We start from the raw sequence: 18,401 nt of genomic DNA, 5'->3' as shown, positions 1-18,401 counted from the left end.
GGCCGACGTGACTCCCGCCCCCGACTCCACGCCCGACACGGCCACGACGACCGGTCGCCTGGTCCTGGCGGCGACCCCGCTGGGCGACCCGCGGGACGCGTCGCCGCGGCTGCGGGAGCTCATCGCCACCGCCGACGTCATCGCCGCCGAGGACACCCGCCGGTTCCGGACCCTCGCCGCGGCGCTGCCGGTCACCTACACGGGCCGGATCGTCAGCCACTACGACGCCGTCGAGGCCGAGCGGCTGCCCGGCCTGCTGTCCGCGGTCCGCGACGGCGCGACCGTGCTGGTGGTGTCCGACGCCGGCATGCCCGCCGTCTCCGACCCGGGCTACCGGCTCGTCGCCGCGGCCGCCGCGGAGGACCTGCCGGTCACCTGCGCGCCCGGCCCCTCCGCGGTGACCACCGCGCTGGTCCTGTCCGGGCTGCCGTGCGAGCGGTTCTGCTTCGACGGCTTCCCGCCGCGCCGCTCCGGCGAGCGCCGCCGGTGGCTGGAGACCCTGCGCGACGAGCGCCGCGCCGTGGTGTTCTTCGAGTCCCCGCGGCGGACCGCGGACACTCTCGCCGACGCCGTCGTCGTGCTGGGGGAGAACCGCCGTGCCGCGGTGTGCCGGGAGCTGACCAAGACCCACGAGCAGGTCGTGCGCGGCACCCTGGCCGAGCTGCACGCCTGGGCGACGTCCGGCGACGTGCTCGGCGAGGTGACCGTGGTGCTGGCCGGTGCCGAGGCCCGCGAGGCGCCGCCGGTGGAGTCGCTGGTCGACGCCGTGCGTGAGCGCACCGACGACGGCGAGCGCCTCAAGGACGCCGTCGCCGCCGTCGCCGAGGCCGCGGGCGTGCCGAAGCGGGACCTCTACAACGCGACCCTCGCCGCCCGGGACTGACAGCGCGGCGGGAAGGGCGGGCCCGGGAAGGGCGGGGCGGGCGGTCAGGCGGTCGCGGGGGTGCGCGTCGGGATCGCCCGCATGACCGGCTCGACGTAGCGCGCGGCGATCGGGCCCAGCACCGCCATGATCAGCACGTACGCCGTGGCCAGCGCGGACAGCTCGGCGGGGACGGCCGCGTAGCCGACGGCGAGCCCGGCGATGACGATCGAGAACTCGCCGCGGGCGATCAGCGCCGCACCGGCGCGGGCCCGGCCCATCCGCCCGATCCGCGCCCGCTTCGCCGCCCACCAGCCCGTCGCGTACTTGGTGGCCGCGGTCGACACGGCGAGCACCAGCGCCCAGCCGAGCACCGGCGGGATCGCCCGCGGGTCGGTCGAGAGCCCGAACACCACGAAGAACACCGCGGCGAACAGGTCGCGCAGCGGTTCCAGCAGCTTGGTGGCGTTCTCCGCGGTCGAGCCGGAGATCGCGATGCCCAGCAGGAAGGCGCCGACCGCCGCCGACACCTGCATCGCCTGGGCGAACCCGGCGACCAGCAGCGCGGCACCGAGCACCTTGAGCAGGAAGACCTCGCGGTCGTCGGAGTCGACGACCGCGGAGACGTAGCGGCCGTAGCGCAGCGCGACCACGAGCACCACGGAGATCACCGCGAGCGACACCGCGACCGCGCTGATCCCGCCCCACAGCGTCACGCCGAGCAGCAGCGCGGTGAGGATCGGCAGGTAGAGCGCCATCACGAGGTCCTCGAACACGAGCACCGACAGCACCACCGGCGTCTCCCGGTTGCCGAGCCTGCCCAGGTCGGACAGGACCTTCGCGACGATCCCGGAGGAGGAGATGTAGGTGACCCCGCCCAGCACCATCGCCCCGATCACGCCCCAGCCCAGGATCAGCGCGACCGCGACGCCCGGCGCGGCGTTGAGCACGATGTCGACGATCCCGGCGGTCCAGGACCGCTTCAGCCCGGTGACCAGCTCGACCGCGGAGTACTCCAACCCGAGCAGCAGGAGCAGCAACACGACGCCGACCTCGCCGGCGAGCGAGGTGAAGTCGCCGATGTCGCCGAGCGGGATGATCCCGCCCGCGCCGAACGCGAGGCCGCCGAGCAGGTAGAGCGGGATGGGGGACAGCGCGATCCGCTGGGCGAGCCGGCCCAGCAGGCCGAGCCCGAAGAAGACGGCGCCGAGCTCCAGCAGTTCCAGTGCGGTGTGGTCCACGGCCTGCGGGCGGCCTCAGCCGTGGGCGAGGATGTCGGCGGCCTGCTCCAGCTTCTCGGCCGTGCCCACGGCGATCACGATGTCCCCGGCGGCCAGCACGTGGGCCGGCGTCGGCGACGGGATCACCTGGCCGGCACGCATGATGGCGACCACCGAGACCTGGGTGCGGGTGCGCAGCGCGGTGTCGCCCAGCGGGCGGCCGTCGAACGGGCTGTTGAGCTTGATCGGCATCTTGCGGGTGGTGATGCCCGGTACGTCCGCGTGCTCGTCCTTCAGCTGGTTGACCAGCTGCGGGGCGCCGAGCAGGTTCGCCAGGGCGCCCGCCTCCTCGGTGGTCAGCGGCAGCTCGGCGACGCAGGCGTCCGGGTCGTCGGCACGGGAGAGGATCAGGTCGACCTTCCCGTCGCGGTGCGCGATGACCCCGACCCTGCGGCCGTTGCGCAGCTCGATCTCCTTGCGCACCCCGATCCCGGGCAGCGGTGTCACGTCGACGTTCACACCTGCAACGGTACGCCGCGCGGACCGGCCGGTGGAAACACGCTCGTGACCGGGCCGCCGAATGGCCGGGCCCGGCCGGGGGTAGCCCGGGACCATGCCTTCGGACCTGCCCCCACACGTGATCGTGCTGTTCGGCGCCACCGGCGACCTCGCGAAGCGCAAGCTCTTCCCGGGTCTGCTCCACCTGCAGAACGAGGGACTGCTGCCCGAGGACTTCCGGGTGATCGGGTCCGGTCGGCACTCGCCCGGCTCCGACGACGCGTTCCGCGACCGCATCCGCGGCGCCCTGCCCGACGACACCGGCTGGGACGACTTCGCGCCCCGGCTGAGCTTCGTCGTCTCCGACGCCGACGACGGCGCCGACCTCGTCGACGCCGTCCTCGCCGCCGAGAAGGAGCTGGCCGGTGGCGGCGCCGAGGTCCGCCGGCTCGTCTACCTGTCCGTGCCGCCGACGGCGATGACCCCGATGGTCGCGATGCTGGGGGAGACCGGCCTCGCCGAGCGCTCCCGGTTGGTGCTGGAGAAGCCGTTCGGCACCGACCTGGAGTCCGCGAAGGAGCTCAACGCGGGCCTGAAGGAGGTCTACGACGAGGCCGACATCTTCCGCATCGACCACTTCCTGGGCAAGGAGTCGGTGCAGAACATCCTCGCGCTGCGCTTCGCCAACGGCCTGTTCGAGCCGGTCTGGAACCGGCAGAACATCCGCTACGTGCAGATCGACGTCCCCGAGGAGATCGGGATCGAGGGCCGGGCGTCGTTCATGGAGTCCACCGGCACGTTCCGGGACATGATCTCCACCCACCTGTTCCAGATCCTCGGGTTCGTGGCGCTGGAGCCGCCGTACGAGATCGCTCCGGACGCGCTCCACGCGGAGAAGGCGAAGGTCTTCCACTCCGTCCGGCGGATCGACCCGTCACGGGTGGTGTTCGGTCAGTACGCCTCCTACCGCGACGAGGACGGGGTCGCGGACGACTCGGAGTCCGAGACGTTCGTCGCGCTGGAGGCCTACGTCGACAACTGGCGCTGGTTCGGGGTCCCGTTCTTCCTGCGCACCGGGAAGAAGATGGGCGCGACCCGGCGCACCGTCACCATCGGCTTCGACGAGCCGGCGCTGACGATGTTCCCGGGCGGCTCGTTCACCGGCGCCGCCACCGGCAGCGCCCCGACCGAGCTGGCCATCGAGCTGGCCGACCAGGTCACCGCCGAGCTCGACGTGCGGGCGAAGGTGCCCGGCCCGGAGCTGAAGGTCGGCCGCGGCCGGATGCGGCTGGACCTCGACGGCGTCGGTGACCCCGACGACGCCCTGGAGGCCTACGAGCGGCTGCTCCTGGACGTGATGAAGGGCGACCGCACCCTGTTCACCACGACCGAGGAGGTCGAGCGGCTCTGGGAGCTGTGCGACCCGGTGCTCGCCGACCCGCCCCCGACCCAGACCTACGACGACGGCTCCTGGGGCCCGCAGGACGCGCTCGACCTGCCCGGCCCGCGTGGCTGGCGGGTGCCGGAGTGAGTCCCACGCGCTCCGCCGACCAGCTGCCGATCGCCGAGCACGGGATCGTCGGGGACCTGCGCTCCGCGGCGCTGGTCGGCACCGACGGCACCGTCGACTGGTTCTGTCCCGGCCGGTTCGACGCGCCCAGCGTGTTCGCCTCGCTGCTCGACGCCGGCCGTGGCGGGCACTGGCGGCTCGCGCCCTGCGTCGACGAGACCGAGCTCGCCAGCCAGCAGCAGTTCTACTACCCCGACTCCACCATCCTCATCACCCGTTTCCTCACCTCCGACGGCATCGTCGAGGTGCAGGACTTCATGTCCCTGCTGCGCCCGCACGACCCGGACCACCGGCAGCGCCTGGTCCGGCGGGTCACCGGCGTCCGCGGCTCGGTGCCAATGGCGGTCGAGGTCGTGCCCCGGCCGGACTACGCCCGCGAGACCCCGAAGGTGGAGACCGCCGGGGCCGGGATCCGGTTCACCGGCAGCGGCGTCACCCTGGACCTGACGTCGTCGGTGGAGCTGGAGATCACCGACCACGCCGCGGGCGCGGAGTTCCGCACTGCCGAGGGGCGCACCGAGGTGTTCGTGCTGGAGGTCGACGCTGCCGAGGAGCCCACCGCCTGCGACGACGCCGCGGAGGCACTGTTCACCGGGACTGTCGCGTTCTGGAAGGACTGGCTGGCGCACTCGTCGTACACCGGGCGGTGGCGCGAGCGCGTGCACCGCTCCGCGCTCACCCTCAAGCTGCTCACCCACGAGCCGACCGGCGCGGTGATCGCGTCGCCGACGATGGGGCTGCCCGAGCAGCTCGGCGGCGAGCGGAACTGGGACTACCGCTACGTCTGGATGCGCGACGCCGCCTTCACCCTCTACGCGTTGCTGCGGCTCGGGTTCACCGAGGCGGCCGGCGCGTTCATCGCGTGGCTGTCCGGACGCTTCGGGAGCACCCGCGACGGAGACCAGGGCCCGCTGCGCGTCATGTACACGATCGACGGCGACGAGACCCCCGACGAGGTGGAACTCGACCACCTCGAGGGCTACCGCGGTTCGCGCCCGGTGCTGGCCGGCAACGGCGCCTCGGCGCAGCTGCAGCTCGACATCTACGGCGAGATCATCGACTCGGTCTACCTGTACGACAAGTACGGCGACGGCGTCGGCCACGAGGACTGGACGAACCTCTGCACGATCCTCGACTGGCTGCGCGAGCACTGGGACTCGCCCGACGAGGGTATCTGGGAGACCCGGGCCGGCCGCCAGGACCACGTGTTCTCCCGGCTCATGTGCTGGGTCGCGGTCGAGCGGATGATCCGGATGGCCCGCCGGCGCGGCCTGCCCGGCGACGTCGGGGCCTGGACCGCCACCCGCGACGAGATCTACCACCAGATCATGGACCGCGGCTGGGACCCCGACGTGCCGCCGCGCGGGTCGTTCGTCCAGCGCTACGGCGCCCGCACGTTGGACGCGTCGGTGCTGCTCATGCCGATGGTCAAGTTCTGCGCGCCCACCGAACCGCGGTTCCTCGCGACCCTGGACGCGATCAACGACGACCTCGTCGTCGACACCCTGGTGTTCCGCTACGACGTCGAGGACTCGCCCGACGGCCTCGACGGCGAGGAGGGCACGTTCTCGATGTGCTCGTTCTGGAACGTCGAGGCGATGACCAGGGCCGGGCGCCTCGAACAGGCCCGGATCGCGCTGGAGAAGATGTTCTCCTACGGCAACCACCTGGGTCTCTACGCCGAGGAGATCGGCCTGACCGGGGAGCAGCTGGGCAACTTCCCCCAGGCGTTCACCCACCTGTCGCTGATCAGCTCCGCGATCAACCTGGACCGGGCGCTGGGCTGAGCCTCAGCGGGTGGTCGCGCAGGCCTCGAGCAGCTTGGCGCCGTGCTCGATCGCCCGCTCCCGGTCCACCGGGCTGTGCGGGTCGACGCAGGCCAGGACGATCTCGGCGAGCCCGCCGATGACGAAGTGCCCCGCCAGGCGCAGGTCGTCCGGCTCGACGCCGTCGCCGACCGGCTGGGAGGCGACGATCTCGGCGAACCCGCGGTTGGCGCTGCGGCGCCGCGCCACCAGCGGCGGGCAGCCGATCGCGTCGGCGAGGACGACGGCGCGGCGCGGGTCGCGGACGACGTCGTCGAGCATCACCGTCGTCATGACCCGGAACCGGTCGATCGGGGAGCTGCCGGCGGCGGCCGCCTCGGCGAAGGACCGCAGCATGTTCGCCGAGCGGTCGTCGACGATGTGGTCGAACACCGCGCAGACGAGCTCGGCGCCCGAGGTGAACTCGGCCGCGCAGGAGGCCGGGACCCCCGACCGGCGCACGGCCTCCCGCGGGTCGACGGCCGTCCAGCCGCCGTCCGCCCACTGCTGCAGGGCCGCGTCGAGGAGTGCCTCGCGCTCCTGTTCACACCGGTCCATGGGCGCCACTATGGCACCGCCCGGCCCCCGACCTCCGGATACGGGGTCTATCCCCATCTTTGGTGATGTGCCGCCGCAGAACGTGGTGGCGTCGATGAATACGCTGGAGGGCATGAGCAAAGCTGTGCTGACCGCCGTGGCGTGGCCCTACGCCAACGGCCCCCGGCACATCGGCCACGTGTCCGGCTTCGGTGTGCCCTCCGACGTGTTCGCCCGGTACCGGCGGATGGCGGGGGACCGGGTGCTGATGGTGTCCGGCACCGACGAGCACGGCACCCCGATCCAGGTCCAGGCCGACGCGGAAGGGCTGACCCCGCGTCAGCTCGCCGACAAGTACAACGACGTGATCACCGACGACCTGCAGGGTCTCGGGCTGAGCTACGACCTGTTCACCCGGACCACGACGTCCAACCACTACCGCGTCGTGCAGGACATGTTCACCGCGCTGTACAAGAACGGCTACGTCGTCCCGAAGACCCAGCTGGGCGCGATCAGCCCGTCCACCGGCCGCACCCTGCCCGACCGCTACATCGAGGGCACCTGCCCCATCTGCGGCTACGACGGCGCCCGCGGCGACCAGTGCGACAACTGCGGCAACCAGCTCGACCCGGCCGACCTCAAGAACCCGCGCTCGCGGATCAACGGGGAGACGCCGAAGTTCGTCGAGACCGAGCACTTCTTCCTCGACCTGCCCGCCTTCTCCGAGGCGCTCGGGAGCTGGCTGTCGACCCGCACCGACTGGCGCCCCAACGTGCTCCGGTTCTCCGCCAACCTCGTGCAGAACCTCAAGCCGCGCGCCATCACCCGCGACCTGGAGTGGGGCGTGCCCGTGCCGCTCGACGTCTGGTCGGACAACCCGCTCAAGAAGATCTACGTCTGGTTCGACGCCGTCATCGGCTACCTGTCCGCCTCGGTGGAGTGGGCCCGCCGCGGCCCGGACCCGGACGCGTGGAAGCAGTGGTGGACCGACCCGGCCGCCGAGGCCTTCTACTTCATGGGCAAGGACAACATCACCTTCCACTCGGTGATGTGGCCGGCGATCCTGCTCGGGCAGAACGGCGCGGGTGACCGCGGCGGCGAGCCCGGCCCGTACGGGACGCTGGACCTGCCCAGCGAGGTCGTGTCCTCGGAGTACCTGACGATGAGCGGGTCGAAGTTCTCGACCAGCCGCGGCACCGTCATCTACGTCGGGGACTTCCTGCGCGAGTTCGGACCGGACGCGCTGCGGTACCACATCGCCGTCGCCGGGCCGGAGAACCAGGACGTCGACTTCACCTGGGACGAGTTCGTCCGCCGGGTCAACTTCGAACTGGCCAACGAGTGGGGCAACCTGGTCAACCGGTCCATCTCGATGGCCCACAAGAACGTGGGAGCGATCCCGACGCCGACAGCGCCGCAGCAGGCCGACGCCGACCTGCTCGCGTACTCGAAGGCGGGGTTCGACACCGTCGGCGGGCTGCTCGCCCGGAACCGGTTCAAGCAGGCCGCGGGCGAGGCGATGCGGGTGGTCACCGCCGCGAACCGGTACCTATCGGACCAGGAGCCGTGGAAGCGCAAGGACGATCCGGAGCGCCGGGACACGATCCTGCACACCGCGCTGCAGGTCGTGCAGGACGCGAACACCCTGCTCACCCCGTTCCTGCCGCACGCCGCGCAGAAGGTGCACGAGGCGCTCGGCGGCACCGGGGTGTGGGCCGCGCAGCCGGAGAAGACGACCGTCGACGACCTCGGCGACGGTCCCGCCTACCCGGTCCTCACCGGCGACTACGCCGCCGAGCAGGCCCACTGGGGCTCCACACCCATCGAGGCGGGGCGCCCGCTGGCCAAGCCGTCGCCGATCATCGCCAAGCTCGCGCCCGAGCTGGGGGAGACCGGGCCGGAGTGGGCCCCGGTCCAGAAGTGAGCTCCGCGACGGGCGGGGACGCCGACCGGCCACCGGCGGGCCGGCGTCCCCGCCCCGAGCCGCCCGAACCGCTCGCCGCACCCACGATCGACAGCCACACCCACCTCGACGCCTGCGGCTGCGAGACCGACGCCGACGTCGTCGCCGCGATGGACCGGGCAGCGGCGGTCGGCGTCGTCGGCGCGGTCACCGTCGCCGACGACCTCGACGGCGCCCGGTCCGCGGTCCGGGCCGCACACGCCGACGACCGGGTGTGGGCGGCCGTCGCGCTGCACCCCACCCGGACGGCACGGGTCACCGCCGGAGATCTCGCCGAGATCGAGCGGCTGGCCGCCGACGAGCGTGTCGTGTCGATCGGCGAGACCGGCCTGGACTACTACTGGGACCACAGCCCGCCCGCCGCGCAGCAGGACGCGTTTCGCTGGCACATCGGGCTGGCCAAGCGCACCGGCAAGCCGCTGATGATCCACGACCGGGACGCCCACGAGGACGTCCTGTGGATCCTGCGCGAGGAGGGCGCCCCGGAGACGGTGGTCTTCCACTGCTTCTCCGGCGACGCCGCGATGGCACGGGAGTGCGCTGACGCCGGGTACGTCCTGTCCTTCGCCGGCCCGGTCACCTTCAAGCGCAACGACGAGCTGCGCGCCGCGGCGGCCCTCGTCCCCGCCGGTCAGTACCTCGTGGAGACCGACGCGCCGTTCCTCACCCCGCACCCGCACCGCGGCCGGGCCAACGAGCCCTACGTGCTGCCGTGGACCGTGCGCGGGGTCGCCGCGACCCGCGGGGAGCCCGAGGCCCTGGTTGCCGAGACGGCCCGCCGCAACGCCGAACGGATCTTCCGGCTGCGCACGACCGATTGACGCCGTCCGCCGTGATGAGCGGCGGGGTCGTCGTCACTCACCGTCGATCCCCGGCCGCTCGTCGCCACGCGCGCGTCGGACACGCTGCTCTGGGTCACGGTCCGCTAACGTCCGTCGTCGTACCCGCCGGGACGGGGTCGCTCCCCCGACCCGCGGGACGACGACTGGTCCGCTCCCCAGCGACGGTTCCGCTCCCCGGCACCGCGCCGGTCGTCGTTCCCGCAGGTCATGACTCCTTCCCGGACAGCCGAGACCCCGGGAAGTCATGTCTTCGCGTCACGCCGCACCGCTCGCCGACGACGAGTTCACGCGACCGCTCCCCGCCGTCGCCCCCGCCGGTCTCGCCGGCGACGAGGCCGGGTTCGTCACCTACGAGGGCCGTCACCGCACGGCCGCCGCCCGCTCCCGGGCCGGGGTCCGGACCGCCGCCGCGGCCGCGCTGTTCTCGGTCCCGACCGGTGGGCTCGCCGCCGCGGTGCTCTCCGCCCCCGCCGAGCAGCCCGCCCAGGAGCTCCATGCGGGGCTCGCCGCGAACGCCACCGATCTCGGCACGGCGTCGATGAACCTCGACCGGGCGTCCTCCCCGGCGTCGTTCGCCCCGGTCACCTCCCCGACCACCGGCTCGGACATCGTGAACGCCCAGATCGTCGAGTCCCGGAAGCTCCCGGTGCCGGAGCAGGAGGTGCAGGACCCGTCGCTCGACGAGGGCACCCGCACCGTCGTCGACCCGGGCCGCGAGGGCGCCCGCAGCATCATCTGGCGGGTCACCTACGACCAGGGCAGCGAGGTCGCCCGCGAGCGCATCGGCGCCGGTCAGGACACCCCGGCCCTGCCGCGCGTGGTGAAGGTCGGCACCAAGAAGAAGGTCGAGGAGATCGTCGAGAAGGCCGGCGCGAAGGCGACGTCCTCGGCGCCCGCCGTCTCCAACGGCGCGACCTGGGACAAGCTCGCCAAGTGCGAGTCCGGCGGGAACTGGAGCATCAACACCGGCAACGGCTACCAGGGCGGGCTGCAGTTCAACAAGCAGACCTGGCAGGCCTACGGCGGCGGGCAGTACGCCCCGACCGCGGAGAAGGCCTCCCGCGAGGAGCAGATCGCGGTCGCCGAGAAGGTCAAGGACGACCGCGGCGGGTACAGCGCCTGGCCGTCCTGCTCGTCCAAGCTCGGCCTGAGCTGATCCCGCACGCGCCCCGCCCGGGGTGCCCCGCGAGAATGGTTCCGTGAGCGACCACGGGACCGACGGCGGCCGGAGCCGGAGCATCGACGCCGACGGCGGCCGGAGCACCACCACCGCACGCCTGCTGGGCCCGGCCGACGTCCGGGTGCTGGCCGAGCGGCTCGGTCTGCGTCCCACCAAGAAACTCGGGCAGAACTTCGTCCACGACGCCAACACGGTCCGCCGGATCGTGAAGTCGGCCGGCGTCGACGGTGAGGACGTCGTCCTCGAGGTCGGCCCCGGGCTCGGGTCGCTCACCCTGGCGCTGCTGCCGGTCGCGGCCCGGGTGCACGTCGTCGAGATCGACCCGGTGCTGGCGGGGCTGCTGCCCGAGACCGTCGCCGAGCGTGCCCCCGGGCTGGCCGGGCGCCTCACCGTGACCGGGGCCGACGCCATGCGGGTCGGGGCGGACCGGCTGGCGGCCGACGCTGGGCCCGGGGCCTCGCCGCCCACCGCGATCGTCGCGAACCTGCCCTACAACGTCGCGGTGCCGGTGATCCTGCACCTGCTCGCCGAGCTGCCGTCGCTGCGGACCGGGCTGGTCATGGTGCAGGCCGAGGTCGCCGACCGGCTCGCCGCGGGACCCGGCTCGCGCGAGTACGGCGCCCCCAGCGCCAAGCTCGCCTGGTACGCGGCGGCCCGCCGCGCCGGGCCGGTGCCGCGCGCGGTGTTCTGGCCGGTCCCCGGCGTCGACTCCGGACTGCTGGCCTTCACCCGGCACGACCCGCCCGCCGACGCCGACCGGGCGGCGACCTTCGCGGTCGTCGACGCGGCGTTCGCCCAGCGTCGCAAGGTGCTGCGCGGGGCCCTGTCGGGCTGGGCGGGTTCGGCCGCGGCGGCCGAGCAGGCCCTGCGCGCCGCCGGCGTCGACCCCACCGCGCGCGCCGAGACCCTCGCGGTGTCCGACTTCGCCCGGATCGCCCGGATCGCCCGGAACCGCCCGGCAGAGGACCCTCCCGCCTGAACCGACCGGCCCCGGGGCAGCGCATGATGGCGCGGTGACACGGTCGAGGGAACAGGTGGTCAGCGCCGACGGGACGAGCCCGTGGCCCGCGTTGTGGGCCCTGGTGATCGGGTTCTTCATGATCCTGGTCGACGCCACGATCGTCACCGTCGCGACGCCCGCGTTGCTGACGTCGCTGGACGCCGACGTCAACTCCGTGGTCTGGGTGACCAGCGCCTACCTGCTCGCCTACGTCGTCCCGCTGCTGGTCACCGGCCGGTTGGGGGACCGGTTCGGGCCCAAGCGCGTCTATCTCTGTGGGCTCGCGGTGTTCACCCTGGCCTCGCTGTGGTGCGGGCTCACGTCGACCGTCGGCGCCCTGATCGTCGCGCGGATCGCCCAGGGTCTCGGCGCCGCGATGATGACGCCGCAGACCATGGCCGTCATCACCCGGACCTTCCCGGCGGCCCAGCGCGGACGCGCGATGAGCCTGTGGGGCGCCGTCGCCGGCGTCGCGACCCTCACCGGGCCGATCGTCGGCGGGCTCCTCGTCGGCGGCCTCGGCTGGGAGTGGATCTTCTTCGTGAACGTGCCGGTCGGGGTGATCGCCTTCGTCGCCGCCTGGCGGCTGGTCCCCTCGCTCGAGACCTCGCGCCGCCGGTTCGACGTGGTCGGCGTCGTGTTGTCCGCCGTGGGCATGTTCCTGCTGGTCTTCGGCATCCAGGAGGGGCAGAAGTTCGGCTGGAGCGTCGGCATCTGGGCGCTGATCGGCAGCGGGGTCGTCGTGCTGGTCGCGTTCGTGTGGTGGCAGCGGGTCACCACCAGCGAGCCGTTGGTCACGCTGCGCCTGTTCCGGGACCGGAACTTCTCGCTGGCCAACATCGCGATCTGCACCGTCGGCTTCGCGATCACCGCGCAGGGCTTCCCGCTGATGATCTACGCGCAGAGCGTGCGCGGTTTCACCCCCACCGAGGCGGCACTGCTGCTCGCACCGTTGGCGATCTTCTCCGGCGCACTCGCCCCGTACACCGGGCGGTTGACCGACCGCGTCCACCCGCGGCTGATCGGCGGATTCGGGATGTCGACGTTCGTCATCGCGCTGGTCTGGCTGGCGGGGGTGATGGGCCCGGACACCCCGGTCTGGCAGCTGCTGCTGCCGCTCACCCTGCTCGGGATCTCCAACTCCTGCGTCTGGGCGCCGATCTCCACCAGCGCCACCCGCAACCTGCCGATGGACCAGGCCGGATCCGGGTCGGGCGTCTACAACACGACCCGTCAGGTCGGCGCGGTGCTCGGCAGCGCGGGCATCGCGGTGCTCATGGAGTCACGGATCGCCGCGCTCGTCCCGGGCACGTCGACGACCGGCGGTTCCCCGGAGGTCGCCGCGGCCGGCGGCCCGCTGCCCGAGGCACTGCGCGACCCCTTCGCGACGGCGATGGCCCAGTCGATGCTGCTGCCCGCGGCCGTGCTGGTCATCGGTGTCGTGGCCGTCGCCTGCTTCGCGACGCCGCGCCACCTGTCCGAGCGCCGCGCCGCCGCGGAGAGTGCCCTCTCCGAGGGCTTCCTCAACCGGTAGGCGGCAGGCAGCACCGTCGTGCCACTCGCCGGGAACGGGCGTCGGCGTGGGCCGGGCGCCGGTCCTACCAAGGCCGGTCGTACGGATTCGCTTACCGGGTAAGCGAGTTCGCCGGAAAGGGGGTGCTCGTGGCGGGCCGGCGGCCCCTGCCGCCTGGTCGGGGGCGCGTCGCCCGGAACCGGTGAGCCCGGCCACCCCGAGCGCCGGGCGGCGGCGGTCCGTCCCGTGCTGCCCGTAGGGTTGAGCAGTGCTGTCCGCCGTGCCGCGACCGGTCACCGTCCGGGTTCCCGCGAAGATCAACCTGCACCTCGCCGTGGGCGGGGTGCGGCCGGACGGCTTCCACGACCTGGTGACGGTCTTCCACGCCGTCAGCCTGTTCGACGAGATCTCGGTCGAGCCGGCGCAGGAGCCCGCGTTGGAGGTGCACGGCGACGGCGTGGCCGAGGTGCCGCTGGACGCCACCAACCTGGCCTGGCGGGCGGTCGAGCTGCTCGCGGAGCGGGCCGGGCGCGCCCCGGACGTGCGGGTGACCCTGCGCAAGGGCATCCCGGTCGCGGGCGGGATGGCGGGCGGCTCCGCCGACGCGGCGGGCACGCTCGTCGCGCTGTCGTCGCTGTGGCGGCTGGAGCTGGGCCGCGACGATCTGTCCGAGCTGGCTGCGGAGCTCGGATCGGACGTCACGTTCGGTCTGCACGGCGGCACCGCGCTCGGCACCGGCCGTGGCGAGAAGATCATCCCGGTGCTCGCCCGGCACCGGCTGCACTGGGTGATCGCGCTGGCCCGCGGTGGGCTGTCCACCCCGGCGGTGTTCTCCGAGCTGGACCGGCTGCGCGGCGACGGCCCGATCACCGAGCGGCCGGTCGAGCCGGTCCTGGAGGCACTGTCCTCGGGCGACCCGCGTCGGCTCGCGCTGAACCTGGGCAACGACCTGCAGGTCGCCGCCGTCTCGATCGCCCCGGACCTGCGCCGCACCCTGCGTGCCGGGGTCAACGCCGGAGCGCTCGCCGGTCTGGTGTCCGGCTCCGGGCCGACGTGCGCGTTCCTGTGCGCCGACGCCGACTCCGCCGTCGAGGTGGCGACCGAGCTCGCCGGCATGGGGGTGTGCCGCACGGTGCGGGTCGCCCACGGCCCGGCCGGCGGCGCCCGCATCGTCGACGCCTCGGAGACGGGCGGCGACCACCCCCCCGACCGCGGCGGCCCCTCGAGCTCCGGCTCATGGCCCCCGGTCCGTGCCTGACCTTCCCGACGGTGGAGACGTAGTTGCCCGAGAACCTGCTCAACCTGGAGAACGTCACCGCGCACGTGCCCGGTGACGCCTCCCGCGTCCTGCTCGACGGCGTCTCGCTCGGCGTCGAGCGCGGCGACCGGATCGGCGTCGTCGGCCTCAACGGCGGCGGGAAGTCGACCCTGCTCGACGTGATCACCGGCGACCGCCCGGTCGAGGGCGGCCGGGTCAGCCGCCTCGGTGGCCTGCGGATGGCGCACCTGGTGCAGCACGACCGCTTCCCGGCCGGGTCGACGGTGCGTGACATCGTCCTCGCCGAGTACGGCGCCGACCACGAGTGGGCCGCCGACGCCCGGGTCCGCGACGCCCTCGACGGGCTCGCCATCTCCGACATCGAGCGGCCCACCGACGGCCTGTCCGGTGGCGAGAAGCGCCGGGTCGCGCTCGCCGCGGCGCTGATCGGGGAGCTCGACCTCGTCGTCCTCGACGAGCCGACCAACCACCTCGACGTCGAGGGCATCGGCTGGCTCGCGACGCACCTGACGTCGCGGCGGATCGCACTCGTCGTCGTCACCCACGACCGCTGGTTCCTCGACACCGTCTGCACCCGCACCTGGGAGGTCGCGAACGGCCGGGTCGAGTCCTACACCGGTGGCTACGCCGACTGGGTCTACGCCCGCGCCGAGCGCGGCAGGCAGGCCGACGCCGCCGAGCAGCGCCGCCGCAACCTGGCCCGCAAGGAGCTGGCCTGGCTGCGCCGCGGCCCGCCCGCCCGGACGTCGAAGCCCCGGTACCGGATCGAGGCCGCCGAGGCCCTGATCGCCGACGTGCCCGCGCCGCGCGACACCGTCGAGCTGATGGCGTTCGCGACCAACCGGCTTGGCCGCACCGTGCTGGAGCTGGAGGACGCGACCGTCTCCGTCGCCGGGCGCACCCTGCTCGACGGCGTGACCTGGCGGCTCGGCCCGGGCGACCGGGTCGGCATCGTCGGGGTCAACGGCTCCGGCAAGACGACGCTGCTGCGCGCCCTGTCCGGGGAACGCGCGCTCGACTCGGGCAGGCGCATCCAGGGCAGCACCGTGAAGATGGCGCAGCTGTCCCAGGAGCTCGTCGACCTGCCCGCCGAGATGCGCGTGCTGGAGGCCACCGAGGCCGTCGCGAAGTACGTGCGGTTCGGCAAGCAGGAGATGACCGCGTCGCAGGTGCTGGAGCGGCTCGGCTTCCCCGCGGCCCGCCAGTGGACCCCGGTCGGACGCCTGTCCGGTGGCGAGCGCCGGCGGCTGCAGCTGACCCGGCTGCTGATGGACGAGCCCAACGTCCTGCTGCTCGACGAGCCCACCAACGACCTGGACGTCGACACCCTCGCCGGGCTGGAGGACCTCCTCGACGGCTGGCCGGGCACCCTGGTGGTCGTCAGCCACGACCGGTACCTCACCGAGCGCGTCTGCGACCAGGTCGTCGCCCTGTTCGGCGACGGCCGGCCCACCCACCTGCCCGGCGGGATCGGCGAGTACCTGACCCGCCGCGCCGCCATGAGCCGTGGGCCGGCCGGGGCCGCACCGACCGCGCCGGTCACGGCGGGAGCGCCCGTCGCGCAGGCGGCCGGGCCGAAGGCGAGCGCCGCGGAGCAGCGGGCCGCCCGCAAGGACGCCCAGCGCCTGGAGCGGCGGATGGGGCAGCTCACCGCGCAGGAGGAGAAGCTGCACGCCAAGCTCGCCGAGGCCGCGACCGAGCCCGGCCGGCTGATGGAGCTGGACCGGGAGCTGAAGGCCGTCGTCGCCGAGCGCGAGAGCGTCGAGCTGGAGTGGCTCGAGGCCGCCGAGCGCGCCGAGGGGTGAGGGGTCTCTCCTACCCAGGTAGGAGAGACCCCGGGTAAGAGATCGGTAGTTCGACCGATCCGCGGCCCCTGGCGTGCCGATACCGTCGTACTCGCGTCACGGCGGGCTGGGGAGCCTCGCCGGAGGCGCGGGGGGATGGACGGGCCGGTTCCGTCGCCACGGTCGGGGGGTGGCGACGGGACCGGGCCCGTGCCGACACCACCCGCAGCCCACGGTCCGCGGCCGTCGCCGCGATGGCGCAGCCGCGATGCCACAGCCGTACCAGCGCCGTGTCAGCGCCCGGGCGCACGCTCGGCGGCATGAACACTCCCGCAATCGAGGTCGACGGCCTGGTCCGGACCTTCGGTGAGGTCCGCGCGGTCGACGGGATCTCCTTCTCCGCCGGGCGCGGACAGGTCCTGGGCCTGCTCGGCCCCAACGGCTCCGGCAAGACGACGACCGTCCGCATGCTGGCCACGCTGCTCCCGCCGTCGGCCGGCCGGGCCGCGGTGCTCGGCCGCGACGTCGTCGGCGACGCCGCCGGGGTCCGCTCCCTGATCGGCCTCACCGGCCAGTACGCCGCCGTCGACGAGGCCCTGACCGGCCGCGACAACCTCTACCTGATCGGCAGGCTGCTCGATCTGCCGCGGGCAGCCGCCCGGGCCCGCGCCGCCGAGCTGATCGACCGCTTCGGGCTCACCGACGCCGCCGGGCGCCGCGCCGGCACCTACTCCGGCGGCATGCGCCGCCGGCTCGACCTGGCAGCGAGCCTCGTCGGACGCCCCGAGGTGCTGTTCCTCGACGAGCCCACCACCGGGCTGGACCCGCTGCACCGCAACGAGGTGTGGGACGCCGTGCGGCGACTCGCCGAGGACGGTGTCACCGTCCTGCTCACCACCCAGTACCTGGAGGAGGCCGACCAGCTCGCGCACGACCTCGTCGTCCTGGACCAGGGGCGGGTCATCGCCTCCGGCACGGCCGCCCAGCTGAAGTCCCGGGCCGGCGGCCGGCGCCTGCACGTCCGCGCCGAGCTGCCGCGCGAGGTGCCGCTGGTCGCCGCCGTCGTCGCCCAGGAGACCGGCGCCGAGCCGACGGTCGAGCCGTCCGGGGAGGTCACCGCGGCCGTCGCCGACCACGGCGCGCTGCGCCGCACCGAGGACCGGCTGGTCGCCGAGGGCGTCGCCGTCGCCGAGATCGGCCTGCGGCTCCCCAGCCTCGACGACGTCTTCCTCTCCCTCACCGGCCACGCGGCCGAGACCACCTCCGGAGGCCCCCGATGACCGCCACCCTCGACACCCCGCCCACCACCCCGAGCTCCGGCCGGGCGTCCACCTCGGCCCCGCTGCTGCCCTCGACACTGCGGCACGGGCTGTCGCTGGCCCGCCGCGGGATCGTGAAGACGATCCACTCGCCGGAGGCACTGATCGACGTCACCCTGCAGCCGGTGATCTTCCTGCTGCTGTTCGTCTACGTCTTCGGCGGCGCGATCGCCGGCAACAGCACGGAGTACCTGCACTACGCCCTGCCCGGTGTGCTGCTCCAGACAGTGGTCTTCGCCTCCGCGGGCACCGGCGTGGGATTGGCCGAGGATCTCAAGACCGGGATCTTCGACCGCTTCCGCAGCCTGCCGATCTCCCGCGCCGCCCCGCTGGTCGGCGCGATCGGCGCGGACCTCGTCCGCTACCTGACCTCCGGGGTGATCATGCTGGCGTTCGGGTTCGCGCTCGGCTACCGCACCCCGGCGGGTCCGCTCGGGATCCTCGCCGCGTTCGGGCTGGTCGTCGCGTTCGCGTTCGGCCTCTGCTGGGTGTTCACCGCACTCGCGATGGTCGTGAAGCAGCCCCGCTCGGTGCAGGGCCTGTCCGCGCTGATCATGCTGCCGCTGACCTTCGCCAGCTCGGTGTTCGTCCCGACGCAGACGATGCCCGGCTGGCTGCAGGGCTTCGTCGCGGTCAACCCGGTCTCGCGGACCGCGGACGCCGTGCGCGCCCTGCTCGACGGCGCGCCGGCGGGAGGCGCGGCGACGGTGTCGCTGCTGACCTCCGCGGGCCTGGTCGTGGTCTTCGCGCCGCTGGCCGTGGCGCTCTACCGTCGCCGCACCTGAGCGCTCACGGCACCGGGGGTGCGTCCCGGCTCCAGGCCCGGCCACGGTCGACCGCAGCGTCGGCCGCGGCCGGGCCCAGCCGCGCGCGGACCCCCTCCAGCGTCGCCACGACCTCGGGCAGCCCCAGGTGCAGCGCCCCACGGCGGGCCAGGGCGACGCCGAGCAGCTCACCGGCCCGCTCCGCGTCCCCCGCGTCCAGGGCCCACCGGGCGGAGGTCTCTCGGCGACCACACCGAGGACCGGC

Annotated in this window: 15 protein-coding genes; 12 read left to right on the top strand and 3 right to left on the bottom strand. The window is 73.6% G+C overall.

Annotated elements, in window-relative coordinates; genetic code table 11:
* Positions 1-7 precede the first annotated feature (7 nt).
* Positions 8-883, top strand: coding sequence for a 16S rRNA (cytidine(1402)-2'-O)-methyltransferase (rsmI, locus tag XF36_RS21295; RefSeq protein WP_060713324.1), 876 nt, complete (start codon positions 8-10; stop codon positions 881-883).
* A 44-nt stretch (positions 884-927) separates the two neighbouring features.
* Here the strand turns inward: rsmI and XF36_RS21290 are convergent, their stop codons facing one another.
* Together XF36_RS21290 and XF36_RS21285 are read right to left on the bottom strand one after the other, a co-directional pair.
* Positions 928-2,103, bottom strand: coding sequence for a cation:proton antiporter (locus XF36_RS21290; RefSeq protein WP_060713323.1), 1,176 nt, complete (start codon positions 2,101-2,103; stop codon positions 928-930).
* 15 nt (positions 2,104-2,118) lie between these two features.
* A complete protein-coding gene (locus XF36_RS21285) occupies positions 2,119-2,601 on the bottom strand; it encodes a cation:proton antiporter regulatory subunit (RefSeq protein ID WP_020627555.1) in 483 nt (160 codons plus the stop codon).
* A 94-nt stretch (positions 2,602-2,695) separates the two neighbouring features.
* Here XF36_RS21285 and zwf point away from each other — a divergent pair, with 94 nt between their 5' ends.
* Positions 2,696-4,111 carry a glucose-6-phosphate dehydrogenase gene (zwf, locus tag XF36_RS21280; RefSeq protein ID WP_060713322.1) on the top strand — a complete coding sequence of 472 codons (1,416 nt, stop codon included), beginning with the start codon at positions 2,696-2,698 and terminating at the stop codon, positions 4,109-4,111.
* Entirely contained in the window at positions 4,108-5,937 is a 1,830-nt protein-coding gene (locus XF36_RS21275) for a glycoside hydrolase family 15 protein (RefSeq protein WP_060713321.1), read from the top strand. Before zwf ends, XF36_RS21275 begins: the two co-directional genes overlap by 4 nt.
* A gap of 3 nt (positions 5,938-5,940) precedes the next feature.
* Here XF36_RS21275 and XF36_RS21270 read toward each other — a convergent pair whose 3' ends face one another.
* The gene (locus XF36_RS21270; RefSeq protein WP_060713320.1) at positions 5,941-6,513 is read right to left on the bottom strand and encodes a TetR/AcrR family transcriptional regulator; all 573 of its coding nucleotides are present in this window, start codon (positions 6,511-6,513) and stop codon (positions 5,941-5,943) included.
* A 112-nt stretch (positions 6,514-6,625) separates the two neighbouring features.
* On the opposite strand from XF36_RS21270, the gene metG reads away from it, so the two are divergent.
* From metG to XF36_RS32620, 9 genes are all read left to right on the top strand, one after another.
* Complete coding sequence (metG, locus tag XF36_RS21265) at positions 6,626-8,416, top strand: methionine--tRNA ligase (protein ID WP_060713319.1); 1,791 nt, start codon at positions 6,626-6,628, stop codon at positions 8,414-8,416.
* A complete protein-coding gene (locus tag XF36_RS21260) occupies positions 8,413-9,276 on the top strand; it encodes a TatD family hydrolase (protein WP_060713318.1) in 864 nt (287 codons plus the stop codon). Before metG ends, XF36_RS21260 begins: the two co-directional genes overlap by 4 nt.
* Positions 9,277-9,541: 265 nt before the next feature.
* Positions 9,542-10,453, top strand: coding sequence for a resuscitation-promoting factor (locus XF36_RS35000; RefSeq protein ID WP_060713317.1), 912 nt, complete (start codon positions 9,542-9,544; stop codon positions 10,451-10,453).
* Between the two features lie 121 nt (positions 10,454-10,574).
* The gene (gene rsmA, locus XF36_RS21250; RefSeq protein WP_060714882.1) at positions 10,575-11,456 is read left to right on the top strand and encodes a 16S rRNA (adenine(1518)-N(6)/adenine(1519)-N(6))-dimethyltransferase RsmA; all 882 of its coding nucleotides are present in this window, start codon (positions 10,575-10,577) and stop codon (positions 11,454-11,456) included.
* A gap of 34 nt (positions 11,457-11,490) precedes the next feature.
* Positions 11,491-13,011, top strand: a complete 1,521-nt coding sequence (locus tag XF36_RS21245) for a DHA2 family efflux MFS transporter permease subunit (RefSeq protein ID WP_064485473.1) — start codon at positions 11,491-11,493, stop codon at positions 13,009-13,011.
* Positions 13,012-13,258: 247 nt separating this feature from the next.
* Positions 13,259-14,248 (top strand): 4-(cytidine 5'-diphospho)-2-C-methyl-D-erythritol kinase, encoded by a 990-nt coding sequence (locus tag XF36_RS21240; protein WP_060713315.1) that lies wholly within the window; start codon positions 13,259-13,261, stop codon positions 14,246-14,248.
* A gap of 23 nt (positions 14,249-14,271) precedes the next feature.
* A complete protein-coding gene (locus XF36_RS21235; RefSeq protein WP_060713314.1) occupies positions 14,272-16,074 on the top strand; it encodes an ABC-F family ATP-binding cassette domain-containing protein in 1,803 nt (600 codons plus the stop codon).
* A gap of 299 nt (positions 16,075-16,373) precedes the next feature.
* Positions 16,374-17,333, top strand: coding sequence for an ATP-binding cassette domain-containing protein (locus XF36_RS30715; RefSeq protein WP_082375555.1), 960 nt, complete (start codon positions 16,374-16,376; stop codon positions 17,331-17,333).
* Positions 17,330-18,157, top strand: a complete 828-nt coding sequence (locus XF36_RS32620) for an ABC transporter permease (protein ID WP_020623369.1) — start codon at positions 17,330-17,332, stop codon at positions 18,155-18,157. Before XF36_RS30715 ends, XF36_RS32620 begins: the two co-directional genes overlap by 4 nt.
* Positions 18,158-18,401 lie beyond the last annotated feature (244 nt).

Origin of the sequence: Pseudonocardia sp. HH130629-09, assembly GCF_001294645.1 — a bacterium.
In the GTDB taxonomy this organism is placed as follows: domain Bacteria; phylum Actinomycetota; class Actinomycetes; order Mycobacteriales; family Pseudonocardiaceae; genus Pseudonocardia.
Note: the sequence above shows the minus strand (reverse complement) of the source record. Positions and strands in the feature narration are given on the sequence as shown.

What these genes read in the sequence shown, in the direction of transcription:
- XF36_RS35000 (WP_060713317.1), top strand. Translation starts at nt 9,542, where the DNA reads ATGTCTTCGCGTCACGCCGCACCGCTCGCCGACGACGAGTTCACGCGA.
- zwf (WP_060713322.1), top strand. Translation starts at nt 2,696, where the DNA reads ATGCCTTCGGACCTGCCCCCACACGTGATCGTGCTGTTCGGCGCCACC.
- metG (WP_060713319.1), top strand. Translation starts at nt 6,626, where the DNA reads ATGAGCAAAGCTGTGCTGACCGCCGTGGCGTGGCCCTACGCCAACGGC.
- XF36_RS32620 (WP_020623369.1), top strand. Translation starts at nt 17,330, where the DNA reads ATGACCGCCACCCTCGACACCCCGCCCACCACCCCGAGCTCCGGCCGG.
- XF36_RS21270 (WP_060713320.1), bottom strand. Translation starts at nt 6,513, where the DNA reads ATGGACCGGTGTGAACAGGAGCGCGAGGCACTCCTCGACGCGGCCCTG.
- XF36_RS30715 (WP_082375555.1), top strand. Translation starts at nt 16,374, where the DNA reads ATGAACACTCCCGCAATCGAGGTCGACGGCCTGGTCCGGACCTTCGGT.